The sequence below is a fragment of the Patescibacteria group bacterium genome (assembly GCA_041665365.1).
GTDB lineage: Bacteria > Patescibacteriota > Patescibacteriia > UBA9570 > UBA9570 > UBA9570.
Genome location: JBAYIY010000011.1, coordinates 1 through 22,339 on the forward strand (window position 1 = coordinate 1; position 22,339 = coordinate 22,339).

At 41.5% G+C, this 22,339-nt stretch carries 11 protein-coding genes; 1 reads left to right on the forward strand and 10 read right to left on the reverse strand.

Annotation, left to right across the window (positions count from 1 at the left end):
* From WCV88_05180 to WCV88_05220, 9 genes are all read right to left on the reverse strand, one after another.
* The coding region (locus WCV88_05180; protein MFA6475560.1) for a hypothetical protein at nt 1–201 on the reverse strand (201 nt) is incomplete at its 3' end.
* A gap of 13 nt (nt 202–214) precedes the next feature.
* Nucleotides 215–919 carry a thioredoxin domain-containing protein gene (locus tag WCV88_05185; GenBank protein MFA6475561.1) on the reverse strand — a complete coding sequence of 235 codons (705 nt, stop codon included), beginning with the start codon at nt 917–919 and terminating at the stop codon, nt 215–217.
* 2 nt (nt 920–921) lie between these two features.
* Nucleotides 922–2,205, reverse strand: coding sequence for a hypothetical protein (locus tag WCV88_05190; GenBank protein MFA6475562.1), 1,284 nt, complete (start codon nt 2,203–2,205; stop codon nt 922–924).
* A 3-nt stretch (nt 2,206–2,208) separates the two neighbouring features.
* Entirely contained in the window at nt 2,209–2,781 is a 573-nt protein-coding gene (locus WCV88_05195) for a hypothetical protein (GenBank protein ID MFA6475563.1), read from the reverse strand.
* A gap of 12 nt (nt 2,782–2,793) precedes the next feature.
* Nucleotides 2,794–4,704: a DUF87 domain-containing protein gene (locus WCV88_05200; protein ID MFA6475564.1), complete on the reverse strand. Its 1,911-nt coding sequence runs from the start codon at nt 4,702–4,704 to the stop codon at nt 2,794–2,796.
* Between the two features lie 2 nt (nt 4,705–4,706).
* Nucleotides 4,707–5,378, reverse strand: coding sequence for a TraC family protein (locus WCV88_05205; GenBank protein ID MFA6475565.1), 672 nt, complete (start codon nt 5,376–5,378; stop codon nt 4,707–4,709).
* Nucleotides 5,375–5,821: a PrgI family protein gene (locus tag WCV88_05210; protein ID MFA6475566.1), complete on the reverse strand. Its 447-nt coding sequence runs from the start codon at nt 5,819–5,821 to the stop codon at nt 5,375–5,377. The genes WCV88_05205 and WCV88_05210 overlap by 4 nt, the downstream gene beginning before the upstream one ends.
* Before the next feature lie 13 nt (nt 5,822–5,834).
* A complete protein-coding gene (locus WCV88_05215; protein MFA6475567.1) occupies nt 5,835–7,571 on the reverse strand; it encodes a hypothetical protein in 1,737 nt (578 codons plus the stop codon).
* A gap of 11 nt (nt 7,572–7,582) precedes the next feature.
* Complete coding sequence (locus tag WCV88_05220; GenBank protein ID MFA6475568.1) at nt 7,583–10,351, reverse strand: hypothetical protein; 2,769 nt, start codon at nt 10,349–10,351, stop codon at nt 7,583–7,585.
* Nucleotides 10,352–10,376: 25 nt separating this feature from the next.
* Here WCV88_05220 and WCV88_05225 point away from each other — a divergent pair, with 25 nt between their 5' ends.
* Nucleotides 10,377–10,577: a hypothetical protein gene (locus tag WCV88_05225; protein ID MFA6475569.1), complete on the forward strand. Its 201-nt coding sequence runs from the start codon at nt 10,377–10,379 to the stop codon at nt 10,575–10,577.
* Here WCV88_05225 and WCV88_05230 read toward each other — a convergent pair.
* Nucleotides 10,548–22,295 (reverse strand): vWA domain-containing protein, encoded by an 11,748-nt coding sequence (locus WCV88_05230; GenBank protein MFA6475570.1) that lies wholly within the window; start codon nt 22,293–22,295, stop codon nt 10,548–10,550. The two genes, WCV88_05225 and WCV88_05230, sit on opposite strands and share 30 nt — an antisense overlap.
* Nucleotides 22,296–22,339 lie beyond the last annotated feature (44 nt).

Here is a 22,339-nt window from a genome sequence, read left to right on the forward strand (position 1 = left end):
AGTAACCGCAATGATACCAACAATACCCAAAGCAAATTGATAGACTAGTTGGATATATTCGCCGATATTCTTCACTGAGGCCACCCCACCAAAGGGTTGTTCAAAATTATAAGATTCTACCGGTCCCGGAACATATTCATCAGGCGGAGGAACTATGCCAGCATCAGCCACAACTGTATGTGGTAAAAAACCAACTGCCATGACTAAAACTAAACTAAAAAGTAGCCAGGGTTTCATCGATGTTTTTCTTCAAGTTTTCTAAACTGATGGGTTCAGTATAAATAACATCATTTACAAATAAAGTGTGGCTATTGGTTGCCCCTAAAGGTGAAGCTAAACCGGTGCTTTGTTGTACCTGTCCACTAACACCGCTGGTATCTAAACAATCTTGTAGTTCAACCTCGTTCACACCTTGCTCTTGCGCCACTTGTTTAGGATCAGACTCGGCTGTGACAGCGGCGGCATATTTCCAAAACATACCATAATTATTCGCACAGTGGCCAACCATGGCGGCGGTTTTATCGGCCTCGCTGATGGCATTATCTTTCCAAACTATGGCGACATCTCCACCATAAGATTCTTGCAACTCTTTAATGTTTTGCAGATAACCATGGATGGTGTCATCTAATAAACTACCGTAGAGAATCACATACACTTTAGCATCTCTACTACCTAACACCGGGTCAGAGCTAGACACAAACACACTGGTTTTTTGGTTACTACTCCGGTCACCTTTGGGTACAAGAGTGATTAATGGATCATCATATTTAGACAGTGTCGTTTGAGTTGAATTTATTGCCGTACTAGTTTGATTAGATAGCAGTGATACTCGACTTGAGTTCCAGGCTAAATACGCAATAGCTAAAAAAACCAGGCTGATAACGGCGGCGGCAGTGATAAAGTAAGGTAAACGTACCATATTTATTTTAATAGAATGCGCCGAAGTTTACCGGAGGTGGCTTCACGATAATAGAGTAAACTACCATCATCACTGACCATAATATTACTGGGCCCACCTAAATTGGTACCAGAGACGGCGTCGGCGGGGGTGGCGATTTTTTCTTTTTGACCGGTCACTAAATTAACGTGATAGATATCATGCGCCACACTATTAAGTTTATCTGGCGCAATGCCACTACCCGTGGGCGGATTAACCGGTACGGCACAATACAGATCATTACCAGTTTTACTAAAGGAACATTTATCTACTGAAGTAGCTAATTCTAACGGTTTATTATTATTACCAATTGTGTCACCGTAGGCATCAACAATATTTAATGTCGCGCTATAGTTGCTATCACTACTATAAGTACTGTAAATCATACTTTTGCCACTGGGTGTCCACTTATAATCAAAGCCGCGGCCTTTTACAATAAACTGTTTAAAATTTTCATTATTAAAACCAATCGGCACTATTTTTTTATGTTCCGCATCAACGTAATCATTTAGCACACCAATGGCCTGACCCGATGGTGACCATTGCACTTTCAATAAATCACCGTTGTTACCCAATGGCTCAATCCCTCGCGCCCCGGTGCCATCCACATTAGCTACTCCCACCCACCGTTCAGTGGAATTTTCTCCCATATATTTAAAACCGATTTGATCATCTTTGGGTGAAAAATCAAATTCGGTCATGTCTTTATTTAAAGTATATTGTTTGTTTTGGGTAAAATCGTACAGTACCTTATAACCATCTTCTAATGTCATCACGGCTTTATCGGCTTCATTTGACCAAGTAACGTCCGTAACACCTTTAAATACTTTGTCGTCTAATAAAACTATCTGACCATTTTTATCAATCTTATAAAACTTACCTGTTACTGGATCGTAATACTGTACCTCTTGCCCATCACCGCTTAAGGTTACATCCTTAGCATCACCATCATAAATGACTTGGGAAAGAGTATTGCCACCTTTGGCGACAGTATCAACCGTTGGTAAAGAACCATTAGTGTTGCCATTACTAACATTATTCCGATTATCATTAAAATTAATGCCGGGCAAATTAGCATTGCCGTTAATATTTTCATTATTGGCATTTTCGACTGGAGTAGTAGTGATTAAACTGCGGAAAAATACCCAGTAAATCAAAAACCCCATGATCAAAGCACCAACTATTAAACCGGTGGCTAGCATAATTTGTTTCTGTAAATCACTTAAACTATCCACCCAATCTTGAAATCTTTGCAGCAAATTTGCCATAGATTATAACCAACGAAATGAATCAATTAACCACTCTTTGTCGGTTTTCTTCAAAGTCACCCGCGCAGTTTTATTACTATAATCAATACTCCCCTGCCCAACCTGATTGGTTTGACGCACTGATAATTCTAATGTCGCCCCGGTAGCGCCGGCACTATAATCAGTATATTTTATACTAGTAACTTGGCTGGTAACACTATTAAATGTATCTGAAGTTCGACCAACTTTTAATAATTGATCGGCCTGCTTTTCCATATCTGGTGTCATTAAATACCGTGAGCGTTCAATATTTTCGAAACCGGTATCGGTCGAATATGAACCATAGCGTTCAGTGAAACTGGTCGCCGCACTGGCAAGAGCCTGACGATCATCCCGGACAATAGTGGTTGGAACTGTTGTTGTGTTGGTATTATCCGAGCTGTTCGTCACTGTAGTTTCAGTGACAGTTTCTGTAGTGGTATTAGTAGTAGTCTGTGTCTGAGTGGGTGTTTTTGGCCACAACATAATGGCCAGGATCACACCAATAATGACGATGATGATTATGGCTAGAATAATAATGAGATTGCGTTTTGACATATATATAATTAATTATGCTTGCGGTTGTTCCATTTGATCAGCAAATTCTTGCTTAGACGACTCAATCTCTAATAATTGTTTAGGGTCAGAGGTAATCACTTGATCTTCAGTATACGATGCTACCACTTTTATAGCTACATGGCGTGGCCCGGCAAAAAAGATCCCCTCCCCCACATTACCTTCTAGTAATAGATATTTCTCACCATCCGTTAACAAGAAAGTTTTTTGCACATTATCAATCGACGCGGGTGATTGTTTTAATAATATCTGCATGGATGAGTTCGTGACGATAGCGCGACCATACGGTGATAGCAAAAAATCGTTAACGTCTTGGGTAATAGTAGTGACACCTAAATAATATTTACGACAGCGTTTGACTAAGGCAAAAATAAACTTGGCTGAATCTTCATTCTGCATTAACCACCAAGCTTCATCAATTACCAAAATTCTTTTCTTTAATTTAGAGCGCACAATATTCCAGATGTAGTTCACAATGGTATAAACACCAATTGGGCGTAACTCATCTTCTAAATCACGCACCGAAAATACTACCAGTTGATTATTAACATCAATGTTAGTTGGGCTTTCAAACAATCCGGCAAATGTCCCTTCCGTGTATTTCTTTAACCGCAATACTAAATCATGGCTGCCTTCAAAGCCTTCTAAAATACTTTGAAAATCTTTTAACACTGGCGGTTCAATTTTGGATAAATCAGCATCGGCCGTAATATCCTTTTTAGCATACGTTTCAATTAAGGCGCGATCCAAAATAGAATCTTCTTCCGGTGTGATGCGACCTAACATGATACGTAATAACCCCTTAATGGTAATAACCGCTGACCGGATAATATCGGCGGGGCGATCGGCTCCACCAACAGCCCGCGGTAAATCGAAGGGGTTAATTTTTGCCTCAGAATTTAAGGAGATGTTCATGAAAGTACCACCCACGGCATCAGACAAAAATTTATACTCATTTTCAGGGTCAATAATAATCACATCAATGCCCATCATTAAACTGCGTAGCACTTCCAGTTTAACCGTGTAACTTTTACCAGCGCCGGAGGTAGCAAACACTACCGCATTGGCATTTTGTAATTGAAAGCGATCAAACAAAATTAAACTATTATTATGTCGGTTAATCCCGTATAAAATACCATTATCACTACTCAAATCAGCCGAAATAAACGGGAAAGATGAGGCACAGGGTGATGAGTTCATGTTGAAATAAATCTGTAATTCATCATTGCCTAATGGCATGGTAGAATTAAAACCCTGTTCGGCTTGGTAAAACACCCGTTTGGCCACCACTAATTTTGAGCCAAACTCAGCGTCGAGTTTTTCCATTAAATCTTCTAGCTCTTTTTCAGTATCGGCATAGACACTAACATACAGGGCAAATTGGAAAAATTTCTCAGTGCCTTGGGTTAAACTATCGCGCAGTTGTTCAATATCTTTTAGCGCCGTTTCTTTCATCGGGTCACGCGGGGCGCCTTTTTCGGCATCAGAAATCAACTCCGCTTCCAGGGTACCAACTTTTTTCTTTAGTTGTTTTAATATCACCGGTGCTTTTACTGGGTAAAAATACATCGAGATATCCAATGGCACATTCATGGTCACAATCGGCGCAAACCAACCCACACCAATATAACGCGGATAAGTCACCACAAACATGGTTGAGACAAAGCGATTCCCTAAATCTATATAACGAGGCTTAACTGCTAATGCCGCTGGAGAAATTAAATCTAAAATTGACCGCACCCCTTGCTCATAAGCTTTGGCTACTTCCAACACCTCACGCGTGGCCATGGTTTCTTCTTGGCGCTGTTGGCGTTCGATAGCTAACTCTTCTCTAGTTTTTGGCTTGAGAGCGGAAGTGGTTGGTTTAGTTTGACTGGCGGCGGCCGCTTGTTTGAGATCAATCATAATTATGAGACACGTAATTTATCTAATGGCGGCATGCGTCGATCCGTTCCACGGGTAGGATTATACAACTGATAATACAACTCAATTAAGTGTTGTGTATCTAATTGGGTAATTTGCAAACCAATGGAAGATAACCCACTGGCGGCGATACTCACCCGCCGATCCAGTTCTTTAAGATATTTAGCAAACTTAGCATCAGCTAACCGCACCACCCGAGTAGGAAACAACACTTCTTGGGCGCGCGAAAACCAATTTTTACGTTTCTTACTAAACGGCGAATACGGTACCACTACGAGAAATTTCTTTTGCATTATCTCAGATAGAGTTACTAACTCATCAACATATTGTCGATACTCAATTGTCTGCATGCGCAGTAACTCATTGGTTTGTTGTTTAGCTAGTTCATCTAATGAGGCTAAATATTTCCGGATATCCAACTTGCGCGATTGAATCACGATCTCAAGTTCAAAATCTAAGGTATTTAAAAAACCGACATAACCTTGAATAATGGCTTGCTGTTCGTCTTCACTCTTCAAGGCAAAGTTCACCGACGAGACTTCCAAAACTGCCCGCAAGGTGCCATCTCTTAACACCACCGCATCTTGTTTAATTTGGGAAATATAAACCCGTTGCTGGGTAGATGGTTGGGTTGGTTTAGTATTTGGTGCGCTCATGATGATTGCTCTTTACGTAAACGTTCAATGTCTTCCGGTGAATATTTACCATGTGTATCAACAATTAACGACAACTCAGCAATATGTTCCGCACTAACATTTGGCTTAGGTGTGAATTTACCCTGACCTTTATCTTTTTTGTCTGCCTGAGACATTTTCACCACGATCTGTTGTTTACCTTGGTGTTGCCAGACCGATAATTTTGGGCGCTGCAGTGTTTGTATTAAACTTAAAGCAAAAGCATGGAACGGTTGACTATTCACTTTGGCAAAAGCAAATACAATGGCAATAGCCGCTGTCACTAAACTAAGTACGACAAATATTATCGAACTAAATAACGAATACCAAATAAATATTATCCCACTAGCAAATAACAAAATAATAAACTGCCGTACTGAAATTGGACCAATTACTTTGGATTCAACTTCGATAAATTGTGGCACAACATATTGCATGTTAGAAACGCAATTGTCTGTTTAAATCAGAAATGGCATCAAATTCAACTTCAGATAAGGTTGGTATTCCCTTGGCGGTACGAGCGGCAATCACCGCCGTTACGGCTTGCCCGGAAGTAATCGATTCGTTACCCAATTCGAGATACAATTTATTGATGGGAGATTGTTTGAAAGCGTCTATCCCCTCGGCTTGTTTGGTAATAGATTCTTCGGCTAATAATTCTATTTTGTCATGAATCCGCCGCGCTGCTAACACTGGGTCTGGCGCTAACCGTCTGAATTCTAACGTATCGAAGGCGCGTAGTTCATCAATTGGGCCCATCATCATAGTGGGTTGTAAGCGCACATCATCAACCATGGGTCTTTTTTGGGCACGTGTGCGCCGCAACTTTGGTAGCACCACCGGGCGCTCTGCCACTGGTTCCACTGAGGCCACAAACTGTGGATTGGGTGAGACAACTGGAGTAGCCACCTTGGTTAATTGGTTGACATTAGGTTTAGTGGCTAACCGTTTGGCTGGTTGATTAACGGCTGACGCTGTTTTACTTGGTAAAGCTTGCTTCACGGCCGCAATAACAGCCTCACACTCAGCCGTGGGAATGGCTAAATCTTGCAAATAGGTTTTTAACTCCATCGTATCCCGTAAACCACGCAACACAGACACCACTACATCCATAAACTTTTTCTCATCCTCTGGTGACTTAAACACCACGGCCACCTTTTCACGTATCTCTTGAGCCATCTGGTGATAATCTACCTCCGTAGATTTTTTTCCTCCGGTTTGACCCAATTTGTTTATTTCAGCCTGATCTTTATCAGTAAAGTAATCCGGTCCGGCGGTGGCGGCAATATCCGGGCCAGCTTTGGCTGCCTCAACATTATAAACTGGCGGCCGGGCGGGTACGCCTTGCTCGGTTTCTAAATCGGGATATAAGGCTTTGATGTCTTTTACCATAACTGGATCGTAAGGATGTTTTTCACCGTAGATAAATACTCCCATTTCGCCATTGTCGTCTTCATAAAATATTTCGTCTTCATTACCATACGGATCATAGGAAGATAAGGATAGGCGTCTAATCAATTTAAAGATTAATTCTAACCGATGACGCTCATCACTTGATAGTTTAGCGCCATTTTCACTTTGGCGCAAAAACTTTGTTTCTTGAAACACAGAAACTTCCCGACCCATAAATTTTACATAGGCTTTGAGCCAGTTGGCGGTTGTGGCTGGTATCTGCTTAATATCCTCAAAAAAAGATGCCGAAGTTATTATTTCTTGATTTTGCGTAAGAGCTGTTATTAGTTTAACTTTAAAAGCATCACGATCGGAATAAATTCCCAGAGTAAAAATGAGATTACGTATATCTTCAGTTAAAATACGTTCCGGTAAGCGATCATTTTCATAAGCGAATTCATAGCGCTGTGGTAACGAAAATAAAGCTAATAAATGTTTTTGAAACAACTCCACAGCCTGTTCAGCTGGTGACAACATACGCAACGCAATCCACTGATTATCAGTCAGTAAGCTAACTAGCTTTTTATATTGTTCAGGAAATTGCAGAGCAAACTCTAAATGCTCTTTTAACCATTTATTACAATACTGTATAGACACTAAAGCTTCACTAGCACGCTCTTCAGACACATTGCCTTGTAAATACGCCAAATGCTTAGCCAATACAGCCGGATCGGCTAGATTACTTAATTCTGATTGACGCGCTGGATTATCAAGATCTTTCATATATTATTCTATTACCATAATCTATTGGCTGGATTACTTTCATCTGCCTTGGTATTCTTATAATCAACTCTATCATACTCATGTGGTACATTTAAGCCATTTTGACGCAAATTTTCATTTAATGCTCCTAACGGTCCACCACCTTTACCTTCAACAGCAGCATGACCTAATTGTTTGATGAGAGCATTACGTATCACGTGATAACGCCGACTGTCATAACGCAGATGGCGTATTTTATCGGCATTTAATACCAAGGTACCATCAGTTTTCCGTGAGTTAGATAATTTAACTCTACCATAGTTTTCTAAAATGAAGCGTTGACTTTCGTAAAACTTTTCTCCATCTCCCCAATCTAACCGAGTTGTACCAGTGGTAGATTTATGAGGATCCATTTTATTACTTTCAATCGTAGCAATGTACTCATACATTTTTCTACTGCGGAAACCAAATTCGCCATTTTTTGTTTCCGTCATTTGCCCCATCATGTGATGACCGTTATTTGAAGCAATTTGTCCACCTCTATGTAACGTCGCCGTAATTATTTGATCGTTCATACTTGTCTTTTTTTCCAATAATTGGGCTAACGCTTTAGTGCCGGCATAACTATAGCCATTTGCAGTATCGACAGTTTCTCCTGGCGCAAAATCCTCTTTATCCAGTTTTTTTAATTCTTCTTTTAGATCAGCACCCAAGGCAGTAAAAGCATCGTTAATATTGGCTGTTTCATACAATTTTTCTACAATAGCCAAAGCCTCAGGACCATAACCCCGTCCTTTATGCAAAGCATCTTCTAACATATCACACAATTCAGTTGTATCTATGGTTGTAATATTCTTTTTGGCCTCTTGAATCATAGCGCGCGCTTTTTGTTCTGCACCACTGCCCATTTGTGGACCAAGTTTTTGCCGAACTTTGCGCGCATTATTAGCTAATACTTTTTTCTCATCTACCACAGCAGCCCTCTTTTTTACCTCATCATTACTGTCAATAATAGCATCAATATCCGCTTGAGTGTGTAAAGTAGCATCTCTTGTTCGTTGATCACGAGTATTACTCCACCCATCTAAGTCTGCTTTTGCTTTTATTCTAGAATCGGCAATTTCTCCATAAACATCGCTGCCTTTCCCATTTTTAGCGAACGCAGCAACGTCTCTAGCTGTTACTGTTCCACCTGCGGCTAAATGTGCGTCTAGTTTTTGCAATCTAACCGATGCATCAAAACGCTCGTCTGGAGTTGCTGTTTTTCTAATGGATTCTGCTTGTAAATCAGCCCGATATTTTTCTAACGCGGCGCGCTGCCCTGGTTCAGAAAGATCTAAATCATCACCTTCTTTAATACCTAATAATCCTCCATAATTTTTTTGTAACTCAGCTAATTTTTTTTGATACTCTTCAACAGTCATTAAATCATTGCCGCCATTTTTCAGAACTTTCTTTTTCTCATCATCCAACTCCGTTTCTGATATTGTTTGATTCTCACTAGTCTTTTGTTCATCTTCAAGTGCTTTTTTAAATAAACCTTGTTTACCGCTTATTAACGTTGCACCTATTCCGCTATATTCTCTAGCTGCTTTCCAATTGTTCAATAGTGGAATATTACCCACAATACCGCCACGCAATTGTTCACGGTTTAGACCCAATTCAGCTACTTGATCACCGGCTCCGAGAGCTCCAGCTAGTAAATAACCATCTCGATAGCGCTTTCCGGCTAACGATTCACCTTCTAAAACACGATCATTTTTGTTTTTAGCCATACCATGTTTCCAGCGCTCCCATACTCGATTGGCGTTTAAATCAAGCCCGGTTCTTTGAAAAAAATTATCGGCCGCATAACCAGCGGCAAAGCCACCAACCACTAACGCACCTCCTCTTACCCAACTATCAAGTGCTTTAGCCTTGCCCGTATACTCCCCCAACTCCGATGAGTTATCCTGCGCCAGCTTCATCCCGGCCATCATCATCATGGTGGAAATAATAAACCCAGCAATCAAAGTTGTATCTAGAGCACCGGCACCGGCGTTTACATCTTTTAGAAGATCTTTCTTAGAAGCTAACACTTTTTGAGCTTCTTCGGGTGATGCCACTGTACCTAAACCTCCATCTCCAACCGACTTGGCCGCAATAAACATTGAGAGCCATAAGAAAAACATAACCATCGGCCCAAGTACCACATACCTAGGAAACATTTCCCACCATTGGCTGGCATACTTTTCAGTTTGTGGTAGAACATTCATCACGAAGGCCAAAGGCGATAACACTGTTAAGAACCAAATCATCACTAAGCGGCCAATTAACACTACCACATATAGAAACACCACTGACACCACTGTAGACATCATAATTCCAGCCATTATTATAGCTGCTAATCGCTGTGGTGAGGTAGAACCTACGTTTGTTGCTGGATCTGTTGTATTTCCAAAATCTAACATTTGATTTAATTGAAAGGCTTCCACAAAACCAACCGTGGCAGCGTCTTTAATTGCCGCCACAAAGGTGAGCATCACAATTTGAGAAGCATCCACCATTACTCCACAGATGGCACGAGAAAAGTTTACCAAAATGGCTGCTAAGATCATTTTGGGTAATAATTTTTTCCAGGAATAGGCTTCAAGATGAAACAGTGTACCAAAAGCAATCACCATTAAGATAACAATAAAGAACATATTGGATAAATCTCGTACCACTGTCCAAGCTTCAGTAATGACAGGTAAATCGGTGAAATTATCAAACTGAGCTACATATATCAATAATTGTATCAACACATTGGCTATGGCACCCATAACACTTATGAATATGAGATATAATATGCCTGACAGTAAATCAATTATCGGAGTTCCCGCCCAGGTCATTCCTCCTATTCCCCATGCCGCCCATTCGGTCCATGTTGCCGCCTGCACTGGAACCAACGGTACCATCAAAAACACCACGGTAACCACCGGCAACCATTTGGAACGGATGATGGAGTGTAAGAATCTTTTAATTAGTGGCATCGACTTTGATGGTTAGGTTAGGTTCGTCATAAGATTTACAACTGCTAATGACATTAGTACTGGAATCTTCATAGCGATTTTCTGTCTCGGTAAGAGTGGTTGACCAACTGGCTGTTGGATCCTCGTCAGTTTCTTTCGCATCCTTACAGGCTTCCTTGGTAGTATACGCTGGATTACTACACTCGCCAACCGTAGTACCAGAACACCAATTCCAACCATCGACCAGAGAAATCTTTGGTGTGAACTCACAATGATCATTATCTTTAAAGCGATTACCGTTATCTGGGCTACAGACATAAGCATGAGTATAAATATGCGTAGTGGGTTCAGCGTTCCAGTTTTCCAAGGTGGGTACAGAACCATCACCCCAATCGATGAAGATCATTTTAAGTGGTTTCTGTTCCGAATCTACCGTAGACGTAAACTGTAGTTTTACCGTTTGACCATTATTCACACTAAGGTAGCCACCAGAAGTAGTTAAACCAAGTTTATCATTCAGAGTGATACCAGTGACAGTTGGGTAAACACCACAATATTCAGCATCTTCACTCAACGCATCTGGCCGAGCTGAACCATCACCGTTACAGGCTGACATAGTCGTAAAGATATTACCAACCGTAGCATCATCCCAATACGGTTGAGTTGAATTACTGGCTGAGCTTTCTACATAAACACTACTAGTGTCATTAGTGAAAGTTAATTTGTAGAATGAATCTATATTAGCAAAGACATGTTTTAACCGATCACGTGCTGAACTGACTGTACCTAGTAACTGTTCATCTAGGTTCTCATATGAGGTACTATTTTGGCCATCTTTACTAATAGTGGCATCACCTACTCCCATACATACACCATTGTCACAACTGGATGCATCACAATTTTCACTACCTATCGTTTGCGGATCACCGATACAAGAAGTAATAGAACAATCACCCAAACAAGCTAACGGGTGCCCACTACTAGATTCAGTCTCCATGGCTACGGCTGGTTGAGCACCAAATGTTTCCCATTGATAGTCAGATTCAGTTGAGAAAAAATCCCATTGCGTTGGGTTCGAATTTTGCGGCGTTATTGAACCAAATGGTATAGCTGTTTCATCATGACCATAAGGATTAGTTCCATCATGGTTAATATCGTAACCAACTTGACCGGATCGAACCGCCCAGGCAGTGTTACTGCCATCTGAGCCGACTGACTCAGTAATTAAAGCACAACTTTCTCTGGTTTGTAGAGTAAGATTCATCCTGTCGCTATAAGTCGTTTCTACACCATACTCATGACCTAAAAATGGAGAGTCTTGCGTAGCCACAGCGGCGAAATATTCCAAAACATAAACCGCTTGAATGTAACCTTCGTCGTTGAAATCAACATACAAACTCAAAATATTTCCACCACCGGTTGAGCTATAAGCACCATTATATACTGGCCAAATAGCGCCACTCACTTCTGAACTCGTAAATGACACTACATCAGTATCTTCAGTAGTAATATTATTATCTGTATCTTCAGTCGTGACATCAGACTTATAGAATTTAGCCCATAAATCTGGACTACTGCTTTTTATATTTGCCCAGACATTATTATAATTACTACCACCCGCCAGGGCTTTAAAACCTTCATCAATACAACCGCTATCAAACCAGTCATTTATAGTACCAGTTGACACCATATTACCAAAACTGCGCTTAGTATCCCCATCCGCAGACGTCTTCGACACGCAGTCACCACTTTCTGTGGCGGCATTATCATCAAAATTACCCCACACCCAGGTATAAACCAAATCTAAACCGTTAGCTCTGTCGGAAGAATCTTGTAAAGCAGCATAATTTTCTAAAGATAAATTTTTATTGTCATATAAGCCCCACATGCGGCAACCCACACCGGCTACAACACCCTCACTATGTATGTAACAATTGTTATTGTCACTGTCACTTATTCTCGTTCCATCAGAATTAAATTGAATAACTCCATTCTTTAAATCAGTTAACCAGACATGTCCAACACTGGTAGTTGTACCAGTACTATCATCAAAAATTGTTGGTTGCTGTCCCCAATACCAACTTTCATCACCAGCGCCACCACCTTCACCGGCTGAACCAGGGTAAAAATCTATGGCTTGAATTTCACTGGCATTAATGTTGCGTAATATCTCATTGGCTGGTAAGCGGACAATTACACCAGAATTTATCTGTCCAGTACCCTCATAAGGGTCTGGCATTTGCCAACTGAGCGGAGTAGTAGTGTAGGGTTTTTCAGACATGGCTGATAAATCAAGCTGGCACTCACTATTACCCTCATTGGAATGATAACCACATGAACCATTATCAATACCACCGATACAAGCTAAGCTGGCACAATATATTGGGTCGGTAGCGGTTGGCTCAGCCTGACAATCGCTATCTGCACTACAACTTCTAGTGGTGCGCAACTCGGCACCGGTGGCACCATCTTGATCATAAAAACAATAACTGGTAGCCGTTAATTCACTTTCTCGTGGATCACTATATTCTGAGTAATGTCCACCAGAAATATCCACACAATCACCAGTTGCCAATACTGCCCCATCATGCATTGGATCACCAATAGTTTCCCAATTATTAGTGTCCCCTCCAGTAACACAATCATATGAATTGGTGTATCCAGTTACAACTGTATTAGTATCGTAATTGAGACAATAACCTTCATCGGGCCAACAAATATTATCGGAATCAGTTTTTACAGTACAACTACCAGAGGCTAATGTAGTAGTTGTTTCACTATATTTCTGGGTTAAATCATCATGTTCAGTGGCATCAGCTGAAGCAACATCACTAAAATAATACGTTGCTTCATTGATACATGATCCACTCAATGCACTGCAAGTACTATCATCACTACAAATAACATCATCACCAAAAGATATTGGATCTGTTGATGAGAAATCAGTTGCATCACAAAAACCAGGTGTCACCAACCCCTTCGAAATTAAACAGTGATACACCCCCGACCGGCCGGAGTAACCGGAGGCTTGGCGTTCGACGATAGAGGTTTCACCGGCGAGGATATCAATTGGCCACCACGTCACACACCGATTCGTATTTAATGGATCGGTTTCAATACAATACCCTTTCCACCCTTTATACACTGTACCGCTGGTTTCAGAATAATTACATTGTAAGCTATCTGTTTCTGGATAAGCCCGACAAGACCGCGCCACTGGATCGATTTCTTTACTAACTTCTAACACCGGTAATAGAGACACATTATCCAGTTGATACGGCGCTCCATCCGAACCGACAAATTCCAGATCGGTGGTAATACCACTATTGATAATTTGTTCACCGGCTCCGGTATCAACTGTTTTTTGCTCGATAGTGATTGGACCAAGCGTATAGGTTTGTAATTCAGTATTAAATTGGAAAACATCAAGGGTATTTAGAACCTTACTCATAATATCACTGATTATTGTGGTATTAGTTGCCCAATCAGTTTCAGTAACACCACTACCATCGCTTTTTTCATATGAATAAGTAGCTCCACCGGTGGCTTCCGTTAAAGCAGTATAGTTACTCATGTTTGATTCGGCCGTTGCTACAAAGACTGGAAAATTGGCACCAATAGCAGTACTATAAGCTAAATCTGAATCAACACCATTGTCTCCTATTTCATCAATAGCATCTGTTACCACAACCAAGAATCGGTCAGCTTCACTACGATAGGTTAAAGTTTCTGAACCATAGAAACTATTTGTGATAGTTTCATAGATTGCATTGAATGGATCAACCGAGGAACTCTCATCATTCATATTAGAGACTGCTTCGGTAAACTTAGTTATGTCACTCGTAAAATCCAGATCAATATGATTGCCTTCCTGAATTGCCGATTCTTTACTGGTATCATCATTATCATCCATGTCTATTAAAGCAAAACGTGCATCAATACCGGCATTGGATAAATCTTCTGCTAGAGCTGGCACAGCTTCTTTAACAGCAGTTATTTCATCTCCCATTGAATATGATGTATCAATAGCAAAAACAATATCAACCATACCTAGACCATTGACGAAACAATCTTTGCGATCCAGTTCATTGCCAGCGCTATCACCGATATTATTATGTTTTAAACAAATTCTGACGGTTGAGGGAGTACCGCCGGAATCTTTGGTTTTGAAACTGGAATCTACATAACGAGCATCGAAACTTAAACTGTAGGTACCACCATTATAGATATTATCTTGTAAATCATAGGTCACACCACCACTAGAGAAGGTATCACTACCTTCGGCAGCAGTGGAACCAATCTGTAAGACATTATTCAAATCGATATCGTTACATGGTGCCGGACAATCTTGATAATTTTGGTATTGGGTAATGAACACATCAGAATCACCGACCGGTTGCCAACCATCTTGAGTAAAAGAGTTGCCACCGCCATCACCATATGGCCAGAAATCACCAAATTTAGGGCTATTTGGGCAGAAGGCTAAATCAGTGTTTTGGGTACCACCATCATCAATATAAACCACATCACCCACAGTTGTTTCACCGGTTGTATCACCATCAACTTTTTGTTTAAGAGTGTTGGTGTAACAATGGCCTGGGTCAGTTTCTGAGGTGGCATTCAAAACACACGGCACAGTGGGGTCGCCTAAATTGCCGGCACAATACAGGTTTTCAAAATCGTTTAACTCAATTAAATCATTACCGGCTTGGGCACCAGAGCTACCTACCTCCGTCATCCAACCATAGGGGTAATAACCATCGGTACTATATGGTACAGAACAAGTGCCAACATCACCTTCTTCATAACAATCACTGTCAGCTGAACAAGTAATTTTTGGTTTATTACTACATGTACCGGATAAAGTGCCAGACGATACGTCAGGTACCATCCCTTCACAACGCACAGCAATACAATCTTGATCTGCCTGACAACGTAAACCATCATTGGGGCCACCGGAACAATACAGCACATCGTCCCAAGTAACACCCACTTTACTGTAACCGGCTAAATTACGCATACCGGATAATTGGTTCACATCACCATTAGCACTGGTAAAGTGTAAATCACTATCAGCCGATAATTCAGCGTAAGCTGGGTCTGGAATGGGTGAGGAACAATTGCCTTCTTCGTCTAACTCGGTGCAACGATCGATGGCAAAACATTGACTGACGGTAGCACCGTTGGTACTAGTTGTAACGGACGCCGTTTCACAAGATAACCACTCACCACAGACACGATCTTTTTTCACTTTCAAAACAGTATTACTATCACAGGCATCAGCTAAGTACCGGCAAGAATCGGCATTGGGTGTTAATAAACATGAGGTACAATCTAACCCATCTTGAGAATAGTTTTGGGTATCCGAAGTAGTATCGCGGAAAGCGACACAACCACCATCGGAGGTGATACTGGCTTCACTGGTATCTTGATCAATACAAGTATTAACACCGTCAACTTGTTCACGTTGGGCGGTACCATCGACGGTTTTATTGATGTAATAATATTTGTCGGCCTCTTTTAAGCTCACCGCATCGAAATAAATAGAATTGGCGGTGTGATTAGCCATAAAGACACGCGCAAACTTAGCATTACTTGGGATTGATACGGTTGTTCCTAGGCCAAAACTACCTTGGAAGCGATACCAATAACTTAAACCATCGGTGTCGGTACCATCTTCAGTGGCAATAGTGGCATGATCAGCCACCGGATAAATTGTTTCACTATCACCAGTGATTAAATTACTGTCACTATCATAGAAATGAATGCCCACACTGAACTCGGCTGGAGTAATAGAGGCATCAGCACCATTTAGTAATGTCTTATCCATTTTCACTTGCGCTTGGATAGTATAGGTTTTATTTAAAGCCACATCTAACGAAAAGGTTTTTTGCTCAATGGCACAAGGGCCGGTTAATTTCAGAGCAGAACTACCATCGGCTGGATTAACCGTATCAGCACTAAAGGCGGTGATAACAGCGTTAGTAGTAGTGCAAGAACTATCAAAATCCGCGGTGCCGTCTCCTTCCAGATCAAAATCAGGTATCATCCAATAATCAGGGAAACCAGTTTTGGTAGCATCGGTTGCATAGTAGGTATTATTATCATCACGCACATCATCTTCAAAACTCCAGTTGTCGTTCATTTCAGTAAGGTTTGGGCTGTAAGAATCGATGTATTCAGAACAACCAGATTGATCACCGGGGCACACTCCCACCCAACCGAAATCTGATACCAGACTGGCTAAAGTATAACCATCGTCTGGATAGTCGGTGTATTGATGTGTACTACCATCAAAGACATCAACGTCATCATCCAAATTAGAGATGCAGCGGGGTTGGGCATCAACTGAATCACTCCAGTCATCCGGGTAACAATCGGCATCTTGGTTGCATAGGGCGCCAACTTTTTCATCCAAGACATCACCGGTTCCATCACTGGCATGATGCACACTGTTACTATTACAGACACCACCTAACGGTTGTGAAGCATAATGTATATCCGTACCAGAAAAATCATGCTGCACTGGACAATCTGGAGTAGTACTGGTGCTATCGGCTTTAAACCACCCGTTGAAGGTATTACCATCAACACTGTATTGTTGTAAGTCACATAATTTTTCACCGGGGTCTTTAAAATACACCGTGCCATCGAAGCCGGAAGTGTACCTGCGGCAAGACAATTGGGGTTGTTCACACAAAATTGAATTGTAATCATCCGGCCGATTCAATAAATAGGCTGAGGTGTAATCGATCACCACACCAGTGCGATCATCCACATTTGGTAAACCAACTTCAGAGCAACCCATCGCACTCGCTATACAAATATTATCCTCATTATACACTAACGTCACCGGCTGATCGTTTTGTACGATAACATCATCTTGATCGTACTCATTATCCAAATTATAGGCTTCAGTAAATGGATTACTGGAATTTTGTGTGGCGATCATGGCTTCACAACCGACGGCACTATCACCACATAAACGTAAGAATGATTTTAAGTAGTAAGTATTATCGGCACGATCTTGATACGCGCGGCAACCTTCAAAATTATCACAAGTTCTTGAAGAATCTTGAATTAAGTACTGGCTACTGGAAGAGGTTAGTTTGATATTATCAATATACGCCTGACTAGTTGAGGTACTACCAGTAAAGATCAGATTAAAATACTCATCACCATCATCCACATTGGTACCAACTGGTAGAATGATCGGGCCAACTTTATATTGTTGCCAACCACCGGCTCCAGCTGGATCTAAAGTTATTGCATCAAAACTATAATCACTGCCACTGGTGCCTGATAAACTGATTGAAGCAGTGACCGAACCACCTTCAGTAGTCTTAGCCCAGAAGGTTAGAACATAAGATAAACCATCATCTAACAAACCATAAGTTTCATCCGTACCATCATCATCGGTATCTTCTTGGGTGAATAAAGCATAACTAATGGTAGAACTTTCTAACTGTAAGGAGTAACCACCCTCGAGCACAGATTCATTACTGGTGGTGGTAGCACCCTCCCAATCAGTGGTGGAGTTATCAGAAAAATCAGCTGCAATAACATCTTCCGCACTACCAGAATCACTGCCTTTATATTCACGGCAACTTACTTCAGATTCATTGCACGAATTACTCTCACTCGTTAAAGCATAATAGACGCGGTTATCCAAACTATTTCTAATTGGCGTGCAATCATCCGACGCTACAATCACATCAGATTCAAAGCGATAAAACACGGTACCGGTTGAGTTGGTATATTGGCGACAATTTGGATCTGTCCCATATTCATTGTCATCAGTGGTAGTATCGTCAGTATTGTTGGTACCATCACCATCAATGTCACCAGCTGGACCACAATCCCAGGTAGATTGCACGGCATCTGAATAATCTGAATCGGCACAGTCGGCGTTGTAATCTTCACTCTCTGGATCTAAATTTATACAGGGTCTGCCATCTGAACTGGCCTGATCTACTTTCAAAGCGTGATCTTCTACTGTGACACCGGAACTATCACTGCCTTCTAGGGTGTAGAACACAGCCGTGTTGGTATCATCGGTTTTCACACATTGTTTTAACTCTGAATAATACTCAATACCTTCACCGCCGGCTTCTATTTCAGCTAAATTAGTATAGGCTTCACAACCCACTGCTGAAGCGGAACAACTATCACCAGAACTTGGCACGATGGAGACTTGTTCAATACAAGCGCTACTAGCTGGACAATCACTATCGGCTAAACAATGTAAGGTCGAATCACCAGAACAATATTTTCCGGATCGTTTCATTACTCCATCTCGTTCCGCACTGGTTAACCATGATTCGTCAGTGACAACTGGAATAGTATTGGCTAGAGCGACCTCTTGATAAAAATCACAACCGGCATAATAATCGTCCGCTTGATCAGCCGCGGGATCACCATTACATTGGCTACAAGATGGATCGTCATAGTTATAATTACCGTCACTGTCGACACAACTAGACGAAGCCGGATTGGTAATAATTCCAGGAATACCTTCTTCATCACTTAAACCATCTTCGACATATAATTCACAACCAACATCAGATGGATCGCACTCTAGTGTATCACCATTGAGATAAGTAACATTATTGGTGGCATAGTTGGCATAATCACCAGAGAATTCAAAAGCTTCAGTTAAAGACACACCGGCGACATCAACCGCACAAGTTTCATTCGAAGCAATGGCAACATGTATAGCAGTATCAGTCGTACTATCAGAAAAGGTATAGGTAGTAGTGAAATCTTGCCAATCGGTGGTGTATTCATCATTAGTCCCGGCGGTGGAAACATCTACACCATCACTGGAACCAATCGTATAAGACACCCCCGTGCAACTACCATCTGACGACATACCCTGATACGCCAAGGTAAAAGTACGGTTGGCCAAACTGTGTCCGGTATCCACTATGGTATCAATTGTGCCGGTGGCGGCTGGTTCAAGTTGAATATAATTACTACCAAGCTCTGAGCTCACCACTCCATCATACGAACTATCTAACACATACGCCGTAGTACCAGATTGCGTCCAACCCACACACGAGCCAGCTGCACCGGAGTGACATTCACTATCACTGGCACAACCACTGCCGGTATCAGTACAAAAGGCTAGATCATCACCCACTGTATCATCAATGGTGTTACGCGTTTCATCATAGTAATCGAACAACGCATTAGGAATGAGATTAGTATCTGGTTTGCTGCGAATATATTGATTACACCCCGCATCAGAGCTGGAGCACTCTTCCACATTGTTATCAAAATATAAGGTAGTGTTACTCTCAGCTGGAACTTCGGCTTCTGTCCCTAATATACATAAATTACCATTGTCACTAGTACAAGTGGCCGCACCAGTTGAAATATCACAGGCATCACTTAATAAACATTTACCATCAGTGGCATCTAAATCAGTATCAGAACCATCGGTACAGGTATTGCCTAAACTATTTACACAGCTACCACCAGTGGTACTAGTACAAGTATCACCACAATTCATGTCACTGCCACTCGCGATACTACACACTGGGGCATTACTGTAAGTACTAGATGAAGACGAACAAGCTTCAGATAAAGTACAAGTGTTGACAGCACTACTGCCATCGATCGTATCTACCGCCAGATCAACTGAGGTTTCTCCACTGGCTACCGTACCAGAGTTTGTTATCGTACAAGTACACGTTGTGGTGGCAGCATCATAAGACGAGTTACTCGCTCCACAGTTATCACTAATGGTACAAATCGATTGACTGCCATCGGTATTAGAAACAGCACACTGGCGATAATCAATTAAACCATCACCGTTACTATCACCCGTGTCGGATCCGGCCGGTACCTCACAAGTTTGAGTTGTACTACAGCTACAAGCTTCATTGGCATCGTAATCAACGGCCACACTTAAACCATAATCAGATTCATTTGTGGTCACATCTTCACTACAACTAACATACGTTTCGGTGGGGCTGGCACAGTTATAATTTCCACCGGCGTCTTTAGTTAAGCAATACCATTGGCAACCCGGATCAGTCGCGCAATCATTGTAATTCAAAGTTGATTTTACATACGAGACATCATTACCATCTTCATCAGTAAAGGTTTCACAACTGCTATATTCTGGATCACAAATATCACCGGCAAAACGATAGATGCGCTTTTCTTCAGTGCAATAACCATAGGCGGTGCAGACACCATCTTGTTCTTCCTGAATACAACCGCGGGTATCAGCACAATAATTCAAGCGATTTACAATTAACGCTTCCTGCGTATTAACATTAGCATCAGTATCGTAATTACGTTGATCAGCCAGCACACTGCCCGGTGCTTCTCGTTCACAAAAATTCTGGGGGGCACTTAGTACCCAGTAAGGATCAACTAAACCACAGTATGGTGAATAATTAGTTGTATCTCCGGCTGAATCAGTTAATAAGAAATCACAACTGCGTTCGGTATCGGCTGAACCGCAATAATTATAACAATCGGTTAATTGTTTTAAATTTGGAGTATCGGTGGAACTAGCTATGTAATCGGCCGCGACTTGCCAACCTACCGGCACAATGCGGAATTTTTTCATGACAGCAATGGCCGTACGGTTAGTACCTTCACTGTTTTGAATTTGCGAAGTAGTGATTGAATCGTTAGCAAAAGAAAAATTTTGACCAATACTGGCTTGATAATCGACAAACTCTTGCACCGTCCAATTTTCTTGGATGGCAGTTTGTAAAGCGGCTCCAATCGTACAATTGGTCACTGTGCGCAAATCTGGTTCGTCTGGACACGCGGCAAATTCGGATAACACATCAAATGAACCGCTACTAGCAAACACCGGTTGCCTTAGTTCGGCATATCTCGCTTCCGCGGCGGCCCGACCACGCGACGTACCGGAAAACTCTCCACCCAACAAACCAGATAATTCATCACCACTTTGTAAATTGGCTATACCATTTTGCACGCGTTCCGTTAATTTAGATATCAACGTACTGGCAAAAATATTCAAAGCATCAACTACTGGGTCACCCACCATTTCTAAGGCATTTTTTTGTGCCCCTTCTTGCGCGTTATCTAATTGCTTCTTCACTAAAGAACCTGGTGTTAAAACTGCTCCGGAGACTTGTTCTGTGACATCAGCAAACCCTTCAGAATGAGTTAAACGTTCTTGTTTAGCGTTTTCAATCGCTGAATCACGAATTTGAACGGTCATATTTTCTGCTTCTAAGGAAATCCCCAATGGATTAGCCGTAGAATCAAATTGTAGTGCAAAATACTTATCAAAATTTGGATCTGAATAAGCCTCCTGCCAGTTACCGGTTAGTTCCGTTAACGTACAGGCTGGTTTATAAACACCAGTACCACCAGCAATATTGGTATCTAAACCAATAGTTAAATTTATTCTAAAATCATCACCCGGATTACATAAACCAGCTGCATCTAAACCAGCAGTGGTGGCAAACCCTTCGATGGCTCCACCAGCGGCCGCATCACCGGCATCAGCAAAATACTCACCGACTGGTTGTGAATAAACCAATGATTGTTGACCAGTACCAGCCGAAGCTGTCCAAACCGCGGCGTCATAAGCTAACTTACCCAAAAAGGCCGTTAAAGCATTTTTTACACCCACCATGGCTGCTTGCCCCAATGTTTTGTACACTTTATCCAATACTTCCTTACTAAAAGATTGGCTTAAATTAGCTAAATCAATCACTGGCATCCCCTGCGCTCGGGCTGGCAGTGGTAAAACTACCATAGAAACGCTAACCGAGATTAAGCAGATGGTAGCAACAAATTTTT

Coding starts and splice junctions, on each gene's coding strand:
- WCV88_05185 (MFA6475561.1), bottom strand. CDS start 919: ATGGTACGTTTACCTTACTTTATCACTGCCGCCGCCGTTATCAGCCTG.
- WCV88_05190 (MFA6475562.1), bottom strand. CDS start 2,205: ATGGCAAATTTGCTGCAAAGATTTCAAGATTGGGTGGATAGTTTAAGT.
- WCV88_05195 (MFA6475563.1), bottom strand. CDS start 2,781: ATGTCAAAACGCAATCTCATTATTATTCTAGCCATAATCATCATCGTC.
- WCV88_05200 (MFA6475564.1), bottom strand. CDS start 4,704: ATGATTGATCTCAAACAAGCGGCCGCCGCCAGTCAAACTAAACCAACC.
- WCV88_05205 (MFA6475565.1), bottom strand. CDS start 5,378: ATGAGCGCACCAAATACTAAACCAACCCAACCATCTACCCAGCAACGG.
- WCV88_05215 (MFA6475567.1), bottom strand. CDS start 7,571: ATGAAAGATCTTGATAATCCAGCGCGTCAATCAGAATTAAGTAATCTA.
- WCV88_05220 (MFA6475568.1), bottom strand. CDS start 10,351: ATGGGTGCCATAGCCAATGTGTTGATACAATTATTGATATATGTAGCT.
- WCV88_05225 (MFA6475569.1), top strand. CDS start 10,377: ATGCCTGACAGTAAATCAATTATCGGAGTTCCCGCCCAGGTCATTCCT.
- WCV88_05230 (MFA6475570.1), bottom strand. CDS start 22,295: ATGGTAGTTTTACCACTGCCAGCCCGAGCGCAGGGGATGCCAGTGATT.